General features: G+C 71.6%; 13 protein-coding genes and 1 riboswitch. Of the genes, 8 read left to right on the forward strand and 5 right to left on the reverse strand.

Annotated elements, in window-relative coordinates; translation table 11 throughout:
* The first annotated feature begins 65 nt into the window (after positions 1-65).
* A riboswitch (guanidine-III (ykkC-III) riboswitch) is annotated at positions 66-131 on the forward strand.
* A gap of 11 nt (positions 132-142) precedes the next feature.
* Entirely contained in the window at positions 143-457 is a 315-nt protein-coding gene (locus AC0HS0_RS02155; RefSeq protein WP_472961346.1) for a DMT family transporter, read from the forward strand.
* A gap of 25 nt (positions 458-482) precedes the next feature.
* On the opposite strand, the gene AC0HS0_RS02160 is transcribed toward AC0HS0_RS02155, so the two are convergent.
* Complete coding sequence (locus AC0HS0_RS02160) at positions 483-2,072, reverse strand: S53 family peptidase (protein ID WP_472961347.1); 1,590 nt, start codon at positions 2,070-2,072, stop codon at positions 483-485.
* Between the two features lie 58 nt (positions 2,073-2,130).
* Positions 2,131-3,768: a dolichyl-phosphate-mannose--protein mannosyltransferase gene (locus AC0HS0_RS02165; protein WP_472961348.1), complete on the reverse strand. Its 1,638-nt coding sequence runs from the start codon at positions 3,766-3,768 to the stop codon at positions 2,131-2,133.
* 25 nt (positions 3,769-3,793) lie between these two features.
* Here AC0HS0_RS02165 and rsmI point away from each other — a divergent pair, with 25 nt between their 5' ends.
* Positions 3,794-4,615 (forward strand): 16S rRNA (cytidine(1402)-2'-O)-methyltransferase, encoded by an 822-nt coding sequence (rsmI, locus tag AC0HS0_RS02170; protein WP_472961349.1) that lies wholly within the window; start codon positions 3,794-3,796, stop codon positions 4,613-4,615.
* Here the strand turns inward: rsmI and AC0HS0_RS02175 are convergent.
* Positions 4,612-5,019, reverse strand: coding sequence for a type II toxin-antitoxin system VapC family toxin (locus AC0HS0_RS02175; protein WP_472961350.1), 408 nt, complete (start codon positions 5,017-5,019; stop codon positions 4,612-4,614). The two genes, rsmI and AC0HS0_RS02175, sit on opposite strands and share 4 nt — an antisense overlap.
* Entirely contained in the window at positions 5,016-5,309 is a 294-nt protein-coding gene (locus AC0HS0_RS02180) for a hypothetical protein (protein WP_472961351.1), read from the reverse strand. The genes AC0HS0_RS02175 and AC0HS0_RS02180 overlap by 4 nt, the downstream gene beginning before the upstream one ends.
* Positions 5,310-5,430: 121 nt before the next feature.
* On the opposite strand from AC0HS0_RS02180, the gene metG reads away from it, so the two are divergent.
* The 4 genes from metG to AC0HS0_RS02200 are packed head-to-tail and all read left to right on the forward strand — an operon-like array spanning position 5,431 to position 9,777.
* Entirely contained in the window at positions 5,431-7,020 is a 1,590-nt protein-coding gene (gene metG / locus AC0HS0_RS02185) for a methionine--tRNA ligase (protein WP_472961353.1), read from the forward strand.
* Positions 7,017-7,946 (forward strand): TatD family hydrolase, encoded by a 930-nt coding sequence (locus AC0HS0_RS02190; protein ID WP_472961355.1) that lies wholly within the window; start codon positions 7,017-7,019, stop codon positions 7,944-7,946. The genes metG and AC0HS0_RS02190 overlap by 4 nt, the downstream gene beginning before the upstream one ends.
* On the forward strand, positions 7,943-8,788 hold the full coding sequence (gene rsmA, locus AC0HS0_RS02195) for a 16S rRNA (adenine(1518)-N(6)/adenine(1519)-N(6))-dimethyltransferase RsmA (RefSeq protein ID WP_472961356.1): 846 nt from the start codon (positions 7,943-7,945) through the stop codon (positions 8,786-8,788). Before AC0HS0_RS02190 ends, rsmA begins: the two co-directional genes overlap by 4 nt.
* Positions 8,789-8,832: 44 nt before the next feature.
* The gene (locus AC0HS0_RS02200; RefSeq protein WP_472961358.1) at positions 8,833-9,777 is read left to right on the forward strand and encodes a 4-(cytidine 5'-diphospho)-2-C-methyl-D-erythritol kinase; all 945 of its coding nucleotides are present in this window, start codon (positions 8,833-8,835) and stop codon (positions 9,775-9,777) included.
* Positions 9,778-9,951: 174 nt separating this feature from the next.
* On the opposite strand, the gene AC0HS0_RS02205 is transcribed toward AC0HS0_RS02200, so the two are convergent.
* A complete protein-coding gene (locus AC0HS0_RS02205) occupies positions 9,952-12,792 on the reverse strand; it encodes a helix-turn-helix transcriptional regulator (RefSeq protein ID WP_472961360.1) in 2,841 nt (946 codons plus the stop codon).
* Positions 12,793-12,942: 150 nt separating this feature from the next.
* Here AC0HS0_RS02205 and AC0HS0_RS02210 point away from each other — a divergent pair, with 150 nt between their 5' ends.
* Complete coding sequence (locus tag AC0HS0_RS02210) at positions 12,943-14,739, forward strand: ABC-F family ATP-binding cassette domain-containing protein (protein ID WP_472961361.1); 1,797 nt, start codon at positions 12,943-12,945, stop codon at positions 14,737-14,739.
* Positions 14,740-14,909: 170 nt separating this feature from the next.
* Positions 14,910-16,511 (forward strand): acyl-CoA dehydrogenase family protein, encoded by a 1,602-nt coding sequence (locus AC0HS0_RS02215; RefSeq protein WP_472961362.1) that lies wholly within the window; start codon positions 14,910-14,912, stop codon positions 16,509-16,511.
* Positions 16,512-16,538 lie beyond the last annotated feature (27 nt).

Here is a 16,538-nt window from a genome sequence, read left to right on the forward strand (position 1 = left end):
CCAAGTGCGCATCGCGACGCGCTCGGCCTGCACTGCTCGTGCCCAGCCCCACGCTGTAGCGTGGACGGGATCGCACCGACTGCGATCCCGGACGACGGTTCAGTACCCGGCACGCGACAAGACTGGCCAAGGAGTCGTCCTCGTGTCCTGGATCGTCCTCATCCTCTCCGGCGTGCTCGAAGCCGTGTGGGCAACCGCCCTCGGAATGTCCGCCGGCTTCACCCGGCTCTGGCCGAGCGTCGTCTTCGGTGTCGCTCTCCTGGCCTCCATGGGCGGCCTCGCCTATGCGATGCGCGAGATCTCGACCGGGACCGCCTACGCCGTCTGGGTCGGTATCGGCGCCGCGCTCACCGTGCTCTACGCGATGATCTTCGGCGGCGACGGGTTCTCCGTGGCGAAGCTCCTGCTCATCCTCGGCCTGGTGGCCTGCGTCATCGGTCTCAAGCTGGTGCACTGACGCGGGGTCGCCGCTGCCGCCGCCGTCACAATGCCGCGAGCAGACTCGCCCCCTCCGGCACGCCGAGTCCCGTGCACGCGTCCCAGCCCGTGCCGGCCGTGTAAGCCCCGTTGTTCCCCGACGTGATGTCGCGGAAGCCCGCGACGACCTGGCCGGCGCGGACGGAGTCGTACAGGGCGGGCTGCACCAGCCCGAACCGCTTGCCCGTCGACTGGGCGAGGCGCGCGATCAGCGCCGCCCAGAGCGGCGCGACGGCGCTGGTGCCGCCGATGACCAGGTCTTTGCCGTCGACCCGCACCTGATAACCGGTCTGCGGGTCGGCGACCGCCGACACGTCGGGAACGCCGCGGCCGCCGGGGCCGTTCGCGCTGCCGCCGGCGTCCGTCCCTCCCGGACCGGCCGGCACGCCGACGCCGCCCTGCCATGTCGGAAGTGCGAAGACCGCGCTGACGCCGCCTCCGGTCGCGCCGTTGCCGGTGCCGTTGTTCCACACCGTCTCCGAGCGGACCTTTCCGGTGGAGGTGTCGGCGTCGAGCCGGGTGCCGCCGCACGCGAGGGCGTGCGGCGACGACGCCGGGAAGTCCACGTGCGCCTTGCCGTCGCCGACCCGGTCGCTGCTGCCGTCGTCGCCCGCGGCGACCGTGGTGGTCACGCCGAGCGCCGCGGCGTCCTGCAGCGCCTGGTCGAAGGCCGTGCGCGCCTGGGCCGTCCACTGGTCCTCCGACTGACCCCAGCTGATGCTGATGGTCGCCGGGGTGGGGGTCGCGTGCGCCGCCGTGCTGACGGCGTCCAGGAATCCCGCGTCGGTGTTGGGTGCGAAGTAGACGAGGATCGACGCCCCGGGCGCGAGGGCTCCGACGACCTCGATGTCGAGCATGACCTCCCCGTCGGCGCCGTTCGGGTCTTGGCCCGGCACGTTCTCTCCGCCGTCTACGCCCACCGCCGTGACCGACGGCGTCGGGATGCCGAGTGCGGCGAAGTAGGTGTCGAGGTCGGTCTGCTCGTAGCCTCCGCCGAGCTCGATGATCGCGATCGTCTGTCCGCTGCCATCGGTTCCCTCGGGGAAGTCGTAGACCGTGCCGAGCTGCGGCGGCGTGTAGCTCGTCGTCACCGCTGCCGGCCGTGCGACGCGGAACTGCGCGCGCGCCTGCGGCCGGTCGTCGAGGCCGAGGACCGCCGTGACCACCCCGTCGAGCTCGGCGGGGATGCTGAGGCCGCCGGAGCGCTGGCGGTACCGGGGGGCTTCGGCGCCCGCGTCGGCGGGCCGGGACTCCGCCAGATCGGTGCCGAAGACACGCGCCAGCACCGAGGCCGGCCCGGACACCCGCACGCGCCGCTCGGCGGCATTCTGCTCGTCGATGGTCACGCCGAGCTTCGCGAGTGTGGAGACCACGAGGTGAAGGTCCTCGGGCGACGCACCGTAGCGATCGCCGAGTTCCTGCGCGGTCAGCGGCGACGCGAAGGCGTCCTCCGGCAGCGGCGCCCGGCGGCGCAGGATCAGCGTGGCCTCCACCGGGGCCTCGGGCGCGAGGGCGCCGTGCGCCTCGTAGCCGGTGCGCTCCGGCCGTTCGCTGCCGGGAAGGGGGACGAGGTTCAGGGACTCTTCGGCATCCATACCCAACGGTCTACCACCGGGCGCCGACAGCCGGAACGGCCGACGTCTGAGAAGGGCGTCAGACCCAGCTGGGCAGCCACATGTGGATCCGCCAGTACCAGAACGGCACCTGCTGCCCCGTCCAGATCGGCCAGAAGAACACGCTGACCACCGTCACCACGGCCAGGAACACCGCCACCCAGGCGATCCCCCGCCGACGGCGATGCTCCGGGTCGGTGCGTCTGCCGAGCACGATGCCGATCACCGCCGTCAGGCCGAGGATGAGGTAGGGCTCGAACGCGATCGAGTAGAACTGGAAGATCGTGCGGTTGATGTACAGCATCCACGGCAGGTAGCCCGCGGCGAGGCCCGTGAGGATGAGGCCGACCTGCCACTCCCGGTACCGCGCCAGCCGGTACACGAGGTAGAAGGCCGCGGCGGCGGCGGCCCACCAGATGATCGGATTGCCGAGCGAGGTGATCGCGGCGGAGCAGCCTCCCTGGTCGGTGCAGCCGGCCTGCCCGTACGCGTTGCCGGTGTAGTACATGCTCGTCGGCCGGATCATGAAGAGCCAGGTGAGCGGGTTGGACTGGTACGGGTGCGGCACGTGGAGGTTGATGCTGTAGTTGTACATCTCGGTCTGGTAGTGCCAGAGGTTCTGGAACCACGACGGCACCCACGTCAGCGCGCCCGTCCACTGCGCGTGCACCGACTCCGCCCAGTTGCGGTAGTAGCCTCCGCTGGTCACGAGCCAGCCGGTCCAGGTCGCGATGTAGGAGGCGACGGCGATCGGAACCATCAGCACGAAGGTCGCGGGCGCCTGCTTGAGCACCGAACCGGTGATGTAGAAGGCGATGCCCTCCCGGCGGCGGGCCATCACGTCGACGACGACGGTGTACACCGCGAAGAACGCCAGGAAGTAGAACCCCGTCCACTTCACCCCGGCGCAGAGCCCGGTGAGGATGCCCGCCGAGATCAGCCACGGCCGCCACCAGATCACCGGCCCCCAGGCGGGGTCGCGACCGGCCGACCGCTCCGCGGCGACGCGCGCCGCGAGCCGCGTCGCGTGCCAGCGCCGGTCGAGCAGGATGCAGCCGAACGCGAGCAGTGCGAAGAACATCACGATGTTGTCGAGGAGGGCCACCCGGCTCATCACGATCGCGTGCCCGTCGATCGCCAGCAGGAAGCCGGCGATGGTCGCCACGATCGTGGACCTGAAGATCATCCGCGCGATCAGGAACACCACGAGCACGGCGAGGGTGCCGACGACAGCCGTCGACAGGCGCCAGCCGAACGAGTTGCCGGCGCCGGTCGCGGCCATCCCGAGCGCGATGATCCACTTGCCGAGCGGGGGATGGGCGACGAACGACGGCGACGCGGAGAAGATGTCGGTGTTCCCGGCATTGAACGACTGGTCGGCCTTGTCGGGCCAGCTGCCCTCGTAGCCGAGGTGGAACAGGCTCCAGGCGTCCTTGACGTAGAAGGTCTCGTCGAATACCAGCACGTGCGGCGAGCCGAGGTCCCACAGGCGCAGGATCGCGGCCAGCAGCGTCACTCCGAGGGGCGCTCCCCAGTACCAGAGCTTCAGTCGCAGCGGAGTGCGCAGTGTGCGCGCCCACCAGTCGTCCAGCCGGCTGCCTGTGCGCTCGGGGGCCACGTGTGCGGCGGGCGCAGCGGCGTACGCGGTGTCGCCCGCGAGAGGGGAAGGGGAGCTCACCAGGACATCCTGACAGACTGGACCTATGATCATCCTCGCCGCGACGCCGATCGGGAACCTGGGCGACGCCTCCGCCCGCCTTGTCGAGACGCTCGCCTCGGCGACGGTCGTCGCAGCCGAGGACACGAGGGTCACACAACGCCTCCTCGCCGGTCTCGGGATCGACAACCGGCCGCGACTGATCGCCCTCCACGAGCACAACGAACGCGAGCGCGCGGCCGAGCTCGTCGAGCTGGCCCGCGACCAGGATGTCGTCGTGCTCTCCGACGCCGGCATGCCGACGGTCTCCGACCCGGGGTTCCCGCTGGTGGAGGCCGCCGCAGCGGCCGGCGTCGACGTGACGGTGATCCCGGGGCCGAGCGCCGTGCTCACGGCGCTCGCCGTGTCCGGCCTCCCGACCGACCGGTTCACCTTCGAGGGCTTCCTGCCGCGCAAACAGGGCGAACGGCTGTCGGCGCTGCGCGCGCTCGCGGGAGAGAAACGCACCATGGTTTTCTTCGAGTCTCCCAACCGGCTCGCGGCCTCCCTCGCCGATTTCGCCCGCGAATTCGGCGATGACCGCCGCGCCGTCGTCTGCCGCGAACTGACCAAGCTTCACGAGGAGGTGCGGCGCGGCCCGCTCGCCGAGCTCGCGGACTGGGCGGCCGAGGGCGTGCGCGGCGAGATCGTCGTCGTCGTCGCGGGTGCCCCGGCCCGGGAGGCCGACCCGGCCACCGCGCTCGAGCAGGTGCTCGCCCTGGTGGGCGACGGCGTGCGCCTCAAAGACGCGGCCGCCGAGGTCGCGGAGGCCACCGGCCTGTCCAAGCGCGACCTGTACCAGGCGGCACTGGAGGCCCGGAAGCCTTAGCGCTCGCTGGCCGCCGCGAGAACGATCACTTCGACGTCAGGAAACCTGCTGAACCCCGTGTCCTCTGTCAGGAGCGGCACGCCGACGGCGAACGCGTGCGCCGCGATGAGCGCGTCCTTCTGACGGATCGCGGTTCGCGGACGTGCCGTCAGGGCGCCGTAACCGTCGGACGCCGCTCGGTCGAAATCCATCCAGAACGCCGGTAGGTCGTCCAACGTCGCGATCAATTCCTGTCGTTGATTCGCGGCGGCTTTGCGTCGCGGGTCGGCTTGGAAGGAGACCAGCCCCTGCATGAGTTCGCCGCGACAGAGGGTGGACGAGCGGTAGGAGCCGAGGTCGTCGATGACGTCGTCGGGGATACCGCTGATGAGCAGGCTCGTGTCGAGCATCCCCCGGATCGTCACCGGGCTTCTCCTACCGTGTCGGCTTCGCGGGAGGCGCTCAGTCGTTCGAGTTCCTCGGCCACGAGCTCCGCGTCGGCGAGGCGTGTGAGCAGGCGGAGTCGAGCTTTTGCCGCCTCGAGTGCTGACCCGGGTCGCGCGTCGTTGTCGTCGATGACGGGGATGAACGCCGCGCTGACACGTCCGTGCGTCGTCACTGCCGCACCTGAGGTCAGGTAGTGCGCCGGATTGGATTTGAACGTGGTGATCGGCACATGCGGGAGCCGCTCGATCTCGGCTGAGGTGAGAGTCATTTCTGCCCCGTTCAATGAGTTTCAGCTCTGATTTTATCTCGTTCAGCTCCGAAGTTGCTGAGCGTCGCCGATGGAAGTAACATCGCCGGCCCACCTCTCCCGCGCCCGTAGGATAGTCAGCATGTCCGACGGCTCCGCGTTCTACATCACCACGCCGATTTTCTACGTCAACGACGTCCCGCACATCGGGCACGCGTACACGGAGGTCGCCGCGGACGTGCTCGCGCGCTGGCACCGTCAGGCCGGCGACGACACCTGGCTGCTCACCGGCACCGACGAGCACGGTCAGAAGATCCTGCGCACCGCGACCGCCAACGGCACCACCCCGAAGGAGTGGGCCGACCGGCTGGTGACCAACGAGTGGCTCCCGCTGCTGAAGACCATCGACATCGCCAACGACGACTTCATCCGCACCACCGACGAGCGGCACGAGAAGAACGTCCAGAAGTTCCTGCAGAAGCTCTACGACGACGGCTTCATCTATGCGGGCGAGTACGAGGCGCTCTACTGCGTGGGCTGCGAGGAGTTCAAGCCGCAGAGCGAGATCGTCGACGGCACGGGGGAGTACGCCGGACAGAAGGTCTGCGCCATCCACTCCAAGCCGCTGGAGCTGCTTCAGGAGAAGAACTACTTCTTCCGCATGAGCGACTTCGCCGACCGGCTGCTGGCCCTCTACGAGGAGCGGCCGGACTTCGTGCAGCCGGAGTCGGCGCGCAACGAAGTCGTGTCGTTCGTGCGTCAGGGCCTCAGTGATCTCTCGATATCGCGCTCCAGCTTCGACTGGGGCATCAAGGTGCCGTGGGACGAGTCGCACGTCGTCTACGTGTGGTTCGACGCCCTCCTCAACTACGTGACCGCGGTCGGCTACGGGCAGGACGACGAGAACTTCGAGCGTCGCTGGCCCGCCACCCACCTGGTCGGCAAAGACATCCTGCGGTTCCACGCCGTGATCTGGCCGGCCATGCTGATGGCTGCGGGCCTGGAGGTGCCGCACCAGGTGTTCGGCCACGGCTGGCTCCTCGTCGGCGGCGAGAAGATGTCCAAGTCGAAGCTCACCGGTATCGCGCCGACGCAGATCACCGACACGTTCGGCTCCGACGCGTTCCGCTACTACTTCCTGCGCGCCATCAACTTCGGCCAGGACGGCTCGTTCAGCTGGGAGGACCTGGCGGCGCGCTACCAGGCCGAGCTCGCGAACGGCTTCGGCAACCTCGCCTCGCGCGTGGTCGCCATGGTGACCCGTTACTTCGAGGGCATCGTGCCGCCGGCGGCCGCCTACGAGGAGGCCGACCTCCACGTGCAGCAGGTCGTCGCGAAGGCGACGGCCGACGCCGACGCCGCCATGAGCAAGCTGGCGATCCACGACGCCCTCGCGGCGGTCTGGACGGTGGTCGACGAGCTCAACGGCTACATCACCATCCAGGAGCCGTGGAGCCTCGCGAAGGACGACGCGAAGCGCGAGCGTCTGCAGACCGTGCTGTACACGGCGGCGGAGGGTCTGCGCGCCCTCGCTGTGCTGCTCTCACCGGTCATCCCGCAGGCCACCGCCAAGCTGTGGACCGCGCTCGGCGCGACCGCCGAGCTCGGGCCGCTGGAGGCGCAGAGGCTGCGCCGCGCGGGCGACTGGGGCCAGCTGCCGGCCGGCACCGAGGTCAACGGCCTCGAGGCGCTGTTCCCGAGGATCGACGCGGACGCGGTGCCCGCGGCATGACCGACCCGGCGTTCATCCGCCAGCGGCACGTCACCGACGGCCGCGACCTCGCGTACCCTCCACTGCCGGAGGCGCTGGTCGTGCCCGTCTACGACAACCACACCCACCTGGAGATCGCCGACGGCCACGAGCCCCTCGACTACCGCGAGCAGCTCGACCGCGCCTCCAGCGTCGGTGTGCGCGGGGTCGTCCAGGTCGGCAACGACGTCGAGACGTCGCGGTGGTCGGCCGAGACGGCCGCCGTCGAGCCGCGGATGCTCGCCGCGGTCGCCCTCCACCCCAACGACGCACCAGACTACGCCGAGCGCGGCGAGCTCGAGGACGCGCTCGCGATCATCTCCGAACTGGCCGGCCGCCCACGCGTGCGGGCCGTGGGCGAGACGGGCCTCGACTTCTTCCGCACCGAAGAGGGACCGCGCCGCGACGCGCAGTTCGCGTCGTTCGAGGCGCACATCGAGATCGCCAAGCAGAACGACCTCGCGCTCCAGATCCACGACAGGGATGCGCACGCGGCCGTCGTCGCCACCCTGAAACGGGTCGGCGCCCCGGAGCGGACGGTCTTCCACTGCTTCTCGGGTGACGTCGAGCTGGCCGAGATCTGCGCGGAGAACGGCTGGTTCATGTCGTTCGCCGGCAATGTGACCTTCAAGAACGCGCCGGGCCTTCGGGAGGCGCTGCGCGTCGCACCGCGGCACCTGATCCTGGTCGAGACCGACGCGCCGTTCCTCACGCCCACGCCGTTCCGCGGCCGGCCGAACGCGCCATACCTCATCCCGCACACGGTGCGGGCGATGGCCGAGACCATCGGCACCGACCCCTCCACCCTCGCGGCACAGCTCAACTCCAACACGGAGCTCGTGTACGGCCGCTGGGACAGCGAGCCGGTCGGCGCCCCGCCGACGGCGCCGATCGGAACCATCGCATGAGCGAGCCGCGACTGCTCGGTCCCGCCGAGATCCGCGACCTCGCGGAGCTCCTGAACGTCACGCCCACCAAGAAGCTCGGCCAGAACTTCGTCATCGACGCCAACACCGTGCGCCGTATCGTGCGGGTCGCGGAGGTCGCCGAGGGTGACATCGTGGTCGAAGTCGGGCCCGGTCTCGGTTCGCTCACGCTGGGGCTGCTGGAGGCCGGCGCGCGGGTCGTCGCCGTCGAGATCGACGGCAGGCTGGCCGCACAGCTACCGGTCACAGTCGGCCAGCTCGCGCCCTCCGTCGCCGACCGGCTGGCCGTCGTGCACCAGGACGCGCTGGCGGTGACCGACCTCCCCGAGAGCCCGGTGCGGCTGGTCGCCAACCTCCCGTACAACGTGTCGGTGCCGGTGCTGCTGCACTTCCTCGAGACGTTTCCGACCCTGCTCTCCGGGGTCGTGATGGTGCAGGCGGAGGTCGGCCACCGGATCGCCGCAGGACCTGGCTCTAAGATCTACGGGGCGCCGAGCGTGAAGGCCGCGTGGTACGGAACCTGGCGCACGGCCGGCAACGTCAGCAGGCAGATCTTCTGGCCGGTGCCGAACGTCGACTCGGTGCTGGTCGCCTTCGACCGCCGGGCCGAGCCGCGCGGCGACGAGACCCTTCGCAAGCGCACGTTCGCCCTCGTGGACGCGGCGTTCCAGCAGCGCAGGAAGACGCTCCGCCAGTCGCTCTCGGTCGTGTTCGGCGACCCGACAGCGGCCGCGACGGCGCTGGAGGCGGCCGGCATCAGCCCGTCGCTGCGCGGCGAGCAGCTCCAGCTCGACGACTTCGTGGGACTCGCCGCCGCGACCTGATCGGGTGGTCCGCGGAGCACCCGTGCGGTGTGTAGGTTTGAGGCATGGTCGAGGCGGGCACGGGGTGGGACGTGGATGCCGTGCATGTGCGCGCTCCGGGCAAGGTCAACGTGTTCATGCGCGTCGGCGCCGTCCGTGAAGACGGCTATCACGACGTCGCGACGGCGTACCAGGCGGTGTCGCTCTACGAGGACGTACGCGCGCACCACGCCGATGACTTCTCGGTGAGCTTCGCGGGCAGCGTCGACACGAGCTCTCTGGCGACCGACGGGAGCAACCTCGCGATCAAGGCCGCACGGTTGCTGGCCAAGAAGACCGGGTACGCGGGAGGTGTGCGGCTCGAGATCGACAAGCACGTGCCGATCGCCGGCGGCATGGGCGGCGGGTCCGCCGATGCGGCGGCCACCCTCGTGGCGTGCGACGCGCTCTGGGGCACCGAGCTCGGCCGCGACGAGCTGATGGCGCTGGCCGCGCGACTCGGCGCCGACGTGCCGTTCGCGCTGATCGGCGGAACCGCGATCGGAACCGGCCGCGGCGACCGGCTGAGCCCCGCGCTGGCGACAGGCCAGTTCCACTGGGTGCTCGCCCTCCCCGAAGGCGAGCTCAGCACGCCGGCCGTCTACAGCGAGCTCGACCGTCACCGTCAGCGCCACGTGGGCGAGATCGCGCCCGCCGAGCGCAGCCCGAGCGTCGACGCGCCCGTGCTGCACGCGCTGCGCGCGGGCGATCCGGCGATGCTGGCGGAGGCGCTCGGCAACGACCTCCAGGCGCCCGCCATCCACCTCGCGCCGAGCATCGCCGAGGTGCTGGAGCTCGGCGAGCTGAACGGCGCGCTGGCCGGGATCGTGTCGGGCTCCGGACCGACCGTCGCGTTCCTCACGGCCGACCTCGACAACGCGCTCGACCTGCAGATCGCGCTCAGCGCCTCCCGCATCCACGCGGTGCGCGCGACCGGCCCCGTCCACGGCGCCCGCATCATCGGTGACTGACCGCGTCGCCGCGAGTCGTGGAAGCAGTGCCCGAGGATGCCCGAGCCGTACGCATGTCGGGTTGAGACGATTCGTCGAATGGAGTCGTTTCCATGCGATGCGGTCGGGCATCCCAGGTGCTGACAACGTTAGCGAGGGCGGCGCGTGTCCTCCTAGTGGGGGACGTGAAAACCGTCAACTCTTGACGGGTCGGTCGCTTCTGACGGGCCGACGGCGTGGCAGCGCGAGCGCGCGGAGCTCCCGGCGCGAGCGCATTCCGAGCTTGGCGAGGATGTTGCGCACGTGGAAGTTGACGGTCGTCACCGACACGTAGAGACGCTCCGCGATCTCCTTGTTCGTCATGCCGGCGGCCAGGGCGTGAGCGACCTGGCGCTCGCGTGTGGTCAGCGACGCGAGCGGGTCCGCGGCGGAGGACCGCTCGCGGTCCGCGGCGGCGTCCCCGGCCGTGGGCACCGCGTCGAGGAGCTGCACCGCGCGGGCGAGGTAGCTGCTGGCGCCGAGCCGGCGGAAGATCTCGGCAGCGCGTTCGAGCAGCGCGACCGCGTCGGCCCTCTCGGCCGTCGCCGACGCGGCGAGGAGTCGCCCCGCGTCCAGTGCCGCGACCGCGTCAGGGAACGGGAAGAGCGACCCGGCGGCCGCCTCCCGGTACGCCTCGAGCGCGTCCGCCGACCGGCCCTCCGCCTCGAGCACGCGGCCCTCCGACCAGCGCAGCGAGCCGTAGTACGGTCGCCAGAGTCCGGGGGCGGTGCACCGTTCGTAGGCGGCGCGCGCTTCGGCCGCCCGCCCCAGCGTTGCGAGCGCGTCCACGCGATAGGTCAGCCAGCCCAGCGTGGAGGCGCGTGTCGCCGCCGCCTCGGCGTCGAGCGTCGCCCGGTACTGCTCGTCCGGGCGCCCGAGGGCGCGCGCGAGCTCGGCGCGGGCCAGGAACGGCAGGTCGCCGTCGTACGACCCCGTGATGCGCGGGTCGGCTTTCGCGGCGGAGCGCAGGCGCTCCGTCACCGGCTCCGTCTCGCCGCGTCCGGCTCGCACCAGCGTCGACGTCCAGAGCGCGATCGGCCAGCACGACAGGTCGGTCTCGTCCAGGGCGAGCGCGACGGCGGTGTCGGCCAGCGTCACCGCTTCCTCCCACTCGCCGACGAGAAAGAGGATGTGCGCGTAGATGGTGCGCACGAAGCCCGCGGTCCAGCTGCTGGGGAACCGGCGCACGAGCTGGTTCGCCCGGGCCAGGTCGGCGCGCGCCCGCTCGATGTCGCCGCCGAGGATGAACACACGCGAGCGCGCGACCAGCGCGTCGACGGCCGCAGGGGACTCGTGGTGCGCGAGCAGCTCGTCGAGCTCGGCCGTGAGCGGTGCGAACAGGTCGGGGCGCCGCGCGTGCGCGGCGGAGTTGAGCGCCCAGCCGAGCAGCCGCACCAGGTGCTCGTCGGGTTCGGCGAGCCAGCGCAGCGCCGGGTCGGCGACATCCTCGGGGTCCGGGCACGCCGCGATGTGCTCGCGGGCGATGTCGAGGTGGTCGAGCACTGCGGCGAAGTCGCCCATCGCCATCAGCACCTTGGGAAGCGCCTCGGCGACGTGCGTGCGGATCGCGCGCTCGTCCGCGGTGACGGCCGGGGCGGCCTCCAGCTGGAGGGCGAGCTCGAGGGCGCCCGGCACGTCACGCGACAGCGTCCGCAGCTCGAGCAGCACGGCGTCGCGGGCCGGCGACGGCGGCAGCGTCTCGATCGCGGGCCGGAGGTCGAGGATCTGCTCGTGCAGCCGGAACCGCATCGCGAGGAGGCCCAGTTCGATGAGCGAGCGCTCGAGCTCGCCGTCGGTGGCGAGGTGGATGGCCGAGCGTGCGTAGCTCATCGCCTGTTCGGCCCTGCCCTGGTCGGCCGCGGCCAGCGCAGCGGTGAGCAGTTCGTCGACCAGGCGGGGGTCGGCGGTGTCCGCGGCCTCCACCCGGTGCCGCAGCGCGCGGTGACCGTCGAGCACGTCGGCGGCGACCCGGTGGATCTGCACCCGCCGCTCGACGGTGAGCTCGGCGGCGAGGGCGTCGGCGAGGAGGGCGTGCGCGGGCTCCACCCACAGCACGCCGTCGCGGGGAGTGCCGAGCACGAGCCCGCGCGTGACGGCTCCCGGCACGTCGAGTCGCTCGCTCAGTTGCGCGGCGATGGAGCCGACCACCGGTGCGGGGAGGGGGTCTCGCAGCACGGCCACGAACTCGGCCGCGGTGCGCACCGATGGGTCGGCGCCCTCCAGCGCCGCGGAGATCGCGGAGGCGAGCGGCATGATCGCGGTGTCGGGGAGATCCCAGCCCGCGGGATGCAGCGCCTGGGCGAAGGTGTCGTGCAGCTGACCGAGCAGAACGCTCAGCAGCAGCGGCGAGCCCTGAGTCGCCTCCGTCAGCCGGGTGGCGGTGCGCCGCGAGACGGCGTGCCCCAGGATGTGCTCCGAGAGCTCCTGGGTGTCCGACACGGTGAGCGGAGTCAGCTCGATGCGCGCGTGGTTGACCGATGACGACGCCAGATCCTCGAACAGCGCGGTCACGCTGTTCTGCTGCGGGCGCGTCGCCGCGGTGAAGAGGAAGCCGCGGTCGGAGAGCCGGCGCACCACGAACCGCAGCGCGCGCGCGGACGGCTCGTCCACCCATTGCGCGTCGTCCACGATGAGGCACACGGGACCGGAGAGCGCGTCGATGGCGTCGAGCAGCAGCCTCCCGACGGTGAGGGCGTCGTCGTCGGGCGCGGGAGGCCGGATCGCCTTCGCGCCGAGCACGCCGAGTCCGCGCACGAGCGTCTCGACGGTCGCGTAGGCCAGGTCGGATTCGAAGGAGTCGGCGCTCACCCGCAGCACCGACCAGCCGTCGAGCCGCTGCGCCACATCGGCGAGCAGCGACGTCTTGCCGAGGCCGGGCTCTCCGGTGACGAGTACGGCTCCGCCCTGGTCGAGGGCGCGATGGGCGACGAGGAGGATGGTCTCGCGGGCGCGATCCCGGCCGATGAGCGGTTGCGCCGTCGAGTCCACGTCGCTCACGGTCGCCCCCATCCGCCCGCGCGGGTCGGGAACGCGCGGTCCGGTCCGTCGATCATCGCACAACGGGCCAGCGGCCGGTTTCCCCCAAGGAGGGGGAGCGGTCGGCCGCGGCCTCCGCCCGCGCGCCGCGACGGTAGGCTGGAGGACCGTATGGCTCATCTCCTCGGCGCCGAGTCGCTGCATCTCGAATACCCCACGCGGGTCGTCTTCGACTCGGTGACCCTGGGCGTCTCCGAAGGCGACCGCATCGGTGTCGTCGGCCGCAACGGCGACGGCAAGTCGACCCTCCTGTCGCTGCTCGCCGGTCGCATCGAGCCCGACTCGGGCCGTGTCACGCGCCGGCGCGACGCGACCGTCGGCATGCTCGACCAGCGCGACGACCTGCCCGACGCGCTGACCGTCGGCCGCGCCATCGTCGGCGACCGCGAGGAGCACGTCTGGGCCGGTGACCCGCGGGTGCGCGACGTGCTCGCGGGGCTCGTCGCAGACATCCCCTGGGACGCCACGATCGGCGAGCTCTCCGGAGGCCAGCGCCGCCGCGTCGCGCTGGCCGCGCTCCTGGTGCACGACCACGATCTGCTCTTCCTCGACGAGCCCACCAACCACCTCGACATCGAGGGCGTCGCCTGGCTCGCCTCGCACCTCAAGCAGCGCTGGTCCGCCGGGTCGGGCGCGCTCGTGGTGGTCACCCACGATCGCTGGTTCCTCGACGAGGTGTCGACCTCCACCTGGGAGGTGCACGACGGCATCGTCGAGCCCTTCGAGGGCGGGTACGCCGCCTACGTGCTCCAGCGCGTCGAGCGCGACCGCATGGCGGCGGTCGCCGAGACCAAGCGGCAGAACCTCATGCGCAAAGAGCTGGCCTGGCTGCGCCGCGGCGCCCCCGCACGCACCTCGAAGCCCAAGTTCCGGATGGACGCGGCGGCCGCGCTGATCGCGGACGAACCGGCGCCACGCGACGCGGTCGAGCTGACGAAGCTCGCCACCGCCCGACTGGGCAAGGACGTCGTCGACCTCCTCGACGTGACGGTCGAGTTCCCGCCGAAGACTGTGCTACGCGACGTCGAGTGGCGCATCGCGCCGGGCGAGCGCACCGGCATCCTCGGCATCAACGGCGCGGGCAAGTCCACGCTGCTCGGCCTCGTGGCCGGGACCCTCGAGCCGACGGCCGGACGGGTCAAGCGCGGCAAGACGGTCAAGATCGCGACCCTCACGCAGCAGCTCGACGAGCTCGACTCCGTGAGCGACCAGCGCGTCAGCGCCGTTGTGGCCGACAAGCGCACGACCTATCTCGCCGGCGGCAAGGAGGTCACGCCCGGCCAGATGCTCGAGCGCCTCGGCTTCACGAACGCGCAGCTCTCCACCCCGGTGAAGGACCTCTCCGGAGGCCAGAAGCGCCGCCTCCAACTGCTGCTGATCCTGCTCGACGAGCCGAACGTGCTCATCCTCGACGAGCCGACCAACGACCTCGACACCGACATGCTCGCCGCGATGGAGGACCTCCTCGACGGGTGGCCCGGAACGCTGCTCGTCGTCTCGCACGACCGCTACCTCGTCGAGCGCGTCACCGACCAGCAGTACGCGGTGATCGACGGGGCGTTCCGGCACCTTCCGGGTGGGATCGACGAGTACCTGCGGCTGCGCCGGGAACGGAGTGCGGCACCGGTGGCGGCCGGTGCGTCCGTGTCCGCGGCCGCTTCGGCTGCCGCTGCGCCTGCACTGTCGGGTGCGGCCCTGCGCGCGGCCGAGAAGGAGTTGGCCTCCATCGACCGTCGCCTCGCCAAGCTGGCGGGGCAGGTCGCCGAGCACCACGAGTCGATCGCCCGCCACGACCAGTCCGACTACGTCGGCCTCGGCCGCCTCACCGAGGAGCTGCGCGCCCTGGAGGGCGAGATCGCCGACCACGAGACCCGCTGGCTGGAGCTGTCGGAGCAGCTGGAGGGCTGAGCCCGGAACGGGTGTCGGCACCGGAGGACATCCCCGCACCAAGGCCCCGTTCTCCTCCGTCGACTGCCCCGGTGCGGAGTGTCGCGGCGGAAGTCCTCCGTCGACCGCACCGCGTCGAGGAGCGCCCCGCCCCTCCTAGCCCCGCCGGACCGCCGCACTAGACTCGCCGCATGCCCACTCACACCGTCGTGAATCAGGCCCCGCCGCGCGTCGACCTCGACGAGTTCGCCGCGAACCTCCCATTGCGGGAGGCGGTCGAGCGACACGATGCCGACTGGGCCGTCGCCGACCTCGGGGCGGTCGGTCGGTTGGTCGGGTCCGCCGGCTTCCAGGCCGACGCCGAGCGCGCGAACGTGCGCGAGCCGCAGCTGCGCGCCTTCGACCGCTGGGGCGACCGCATCGACGAGGTCGACTACGACGAGAGCTACCACCGGGTGATCTGGGAGGCCGTCGCCGCCGGCGCGCACACCGCCGCGTGGGCAGCTCCCCGCCCTGGCGCGAACGTCGCCCGGGCCGCCGCGTTCATGCTCTTCGCGCAGGTGGAGCCGGGGCACGCCTGCCCCGTCTCGATGTCGCACGCGGCCGTCCCGGCGCTCGCCGCCTCCCCGGACCTCGCGGCCAGGTGGATACCGCGGCTGCTGTCGCGGGACTACGACGGGCGCCTCGGTGCGAACAAGTCCTCGGCCCTGTTCGGCATGGCGATGACCGAGAAGCAGGGCGGCTCCGATGTCCGAGCCAACACCACCCGGGCGCTCGCCGACGGCGACGGCCGCTGGCTGCTGACCGGCCACAAGTGGTTCTGCTCCGCGCCGATGTCCGACGCCTTCCTCGTGCTCGCCCAGACCGCTGGCGGCCTGAGCTGCTTCGTGGTGCCGCGCGTGCTGGAGGACGGGACGCGGAACGTCTTCCTCATCCAGCGGCTCAAGGACAAGCTCGGCAATCGCTCCAACGCCTCCAGCGAGGTCGAGTTCGACGGCACGGTCGGCCACCTGCTCGGCGAGGAGGGGCGCGGCGTGCGCACCATCCTGGAGATGGTCAACCGCACCCGGCTGGACTGCGTTCTCGGCACCGCCGCCGGCATGCGGCAGGGAGTCGCGGAGGCCGCGTGGCACGTCCGCCACCGCTCGGCCTTCGGCAAGCGCCTCGTCGACGAGCCGGCGATGACCGCAGTGCTCGCCGACCTGGCGCTCGAGTCGGAGGCCGCCACCGCTGTGGCGCTGCGGTTGGCCCGCGCGCATGACGACGACGCCCCGGAGGCCGACGTCGCCTTCCGCCGCCTCGCCACGGCGGTCAGCAAGTACTGGGTGTGCAAGCGCGGACCCGGCCACGCGTACGAGGCGATGGAGTGTCTGGGCGGCAACGGCTACACGGAGGCGTTCCCGCTGGCCCGGCGCTATCGCGAGCAGCCGGTGATGGCCATCTGGGAGGGCTCGGGCAACGTGATCGCCCTCGACGTCCTGCGCGCGGTGCAGCGCGAGCCGGCGAGCGTGGAGGCCTTCGACGCCGAGCTCGCCGCGGCCCGCGGCGTGCACGCCGCCTACGACACGCACCACGACCGGCTGCGGAGCACGATCGCCGCGGCGGACGAGTCCTCGGCCCGCAGCCTGGTCGCCGCGCTCGCAGTCGCCCTCCAGGCGTCGCTGCTCATCCGTCATGCGCCGGCCGCCGTCGCCGACGCGTTCGTCGCCTCCCGCCTCGGCCCCGACCGCGGAGCCCTCTACGGCGAGCTGCCATCCGGGGCGGACGTCACCGCGATCGCCGGTCGCGCCTGAGCGGGCGCCCGCCGAGTCCGTCGATCA

The organism is Leifsonia sp. PARNA 1/14 (genome assembly GCF_055720965.1).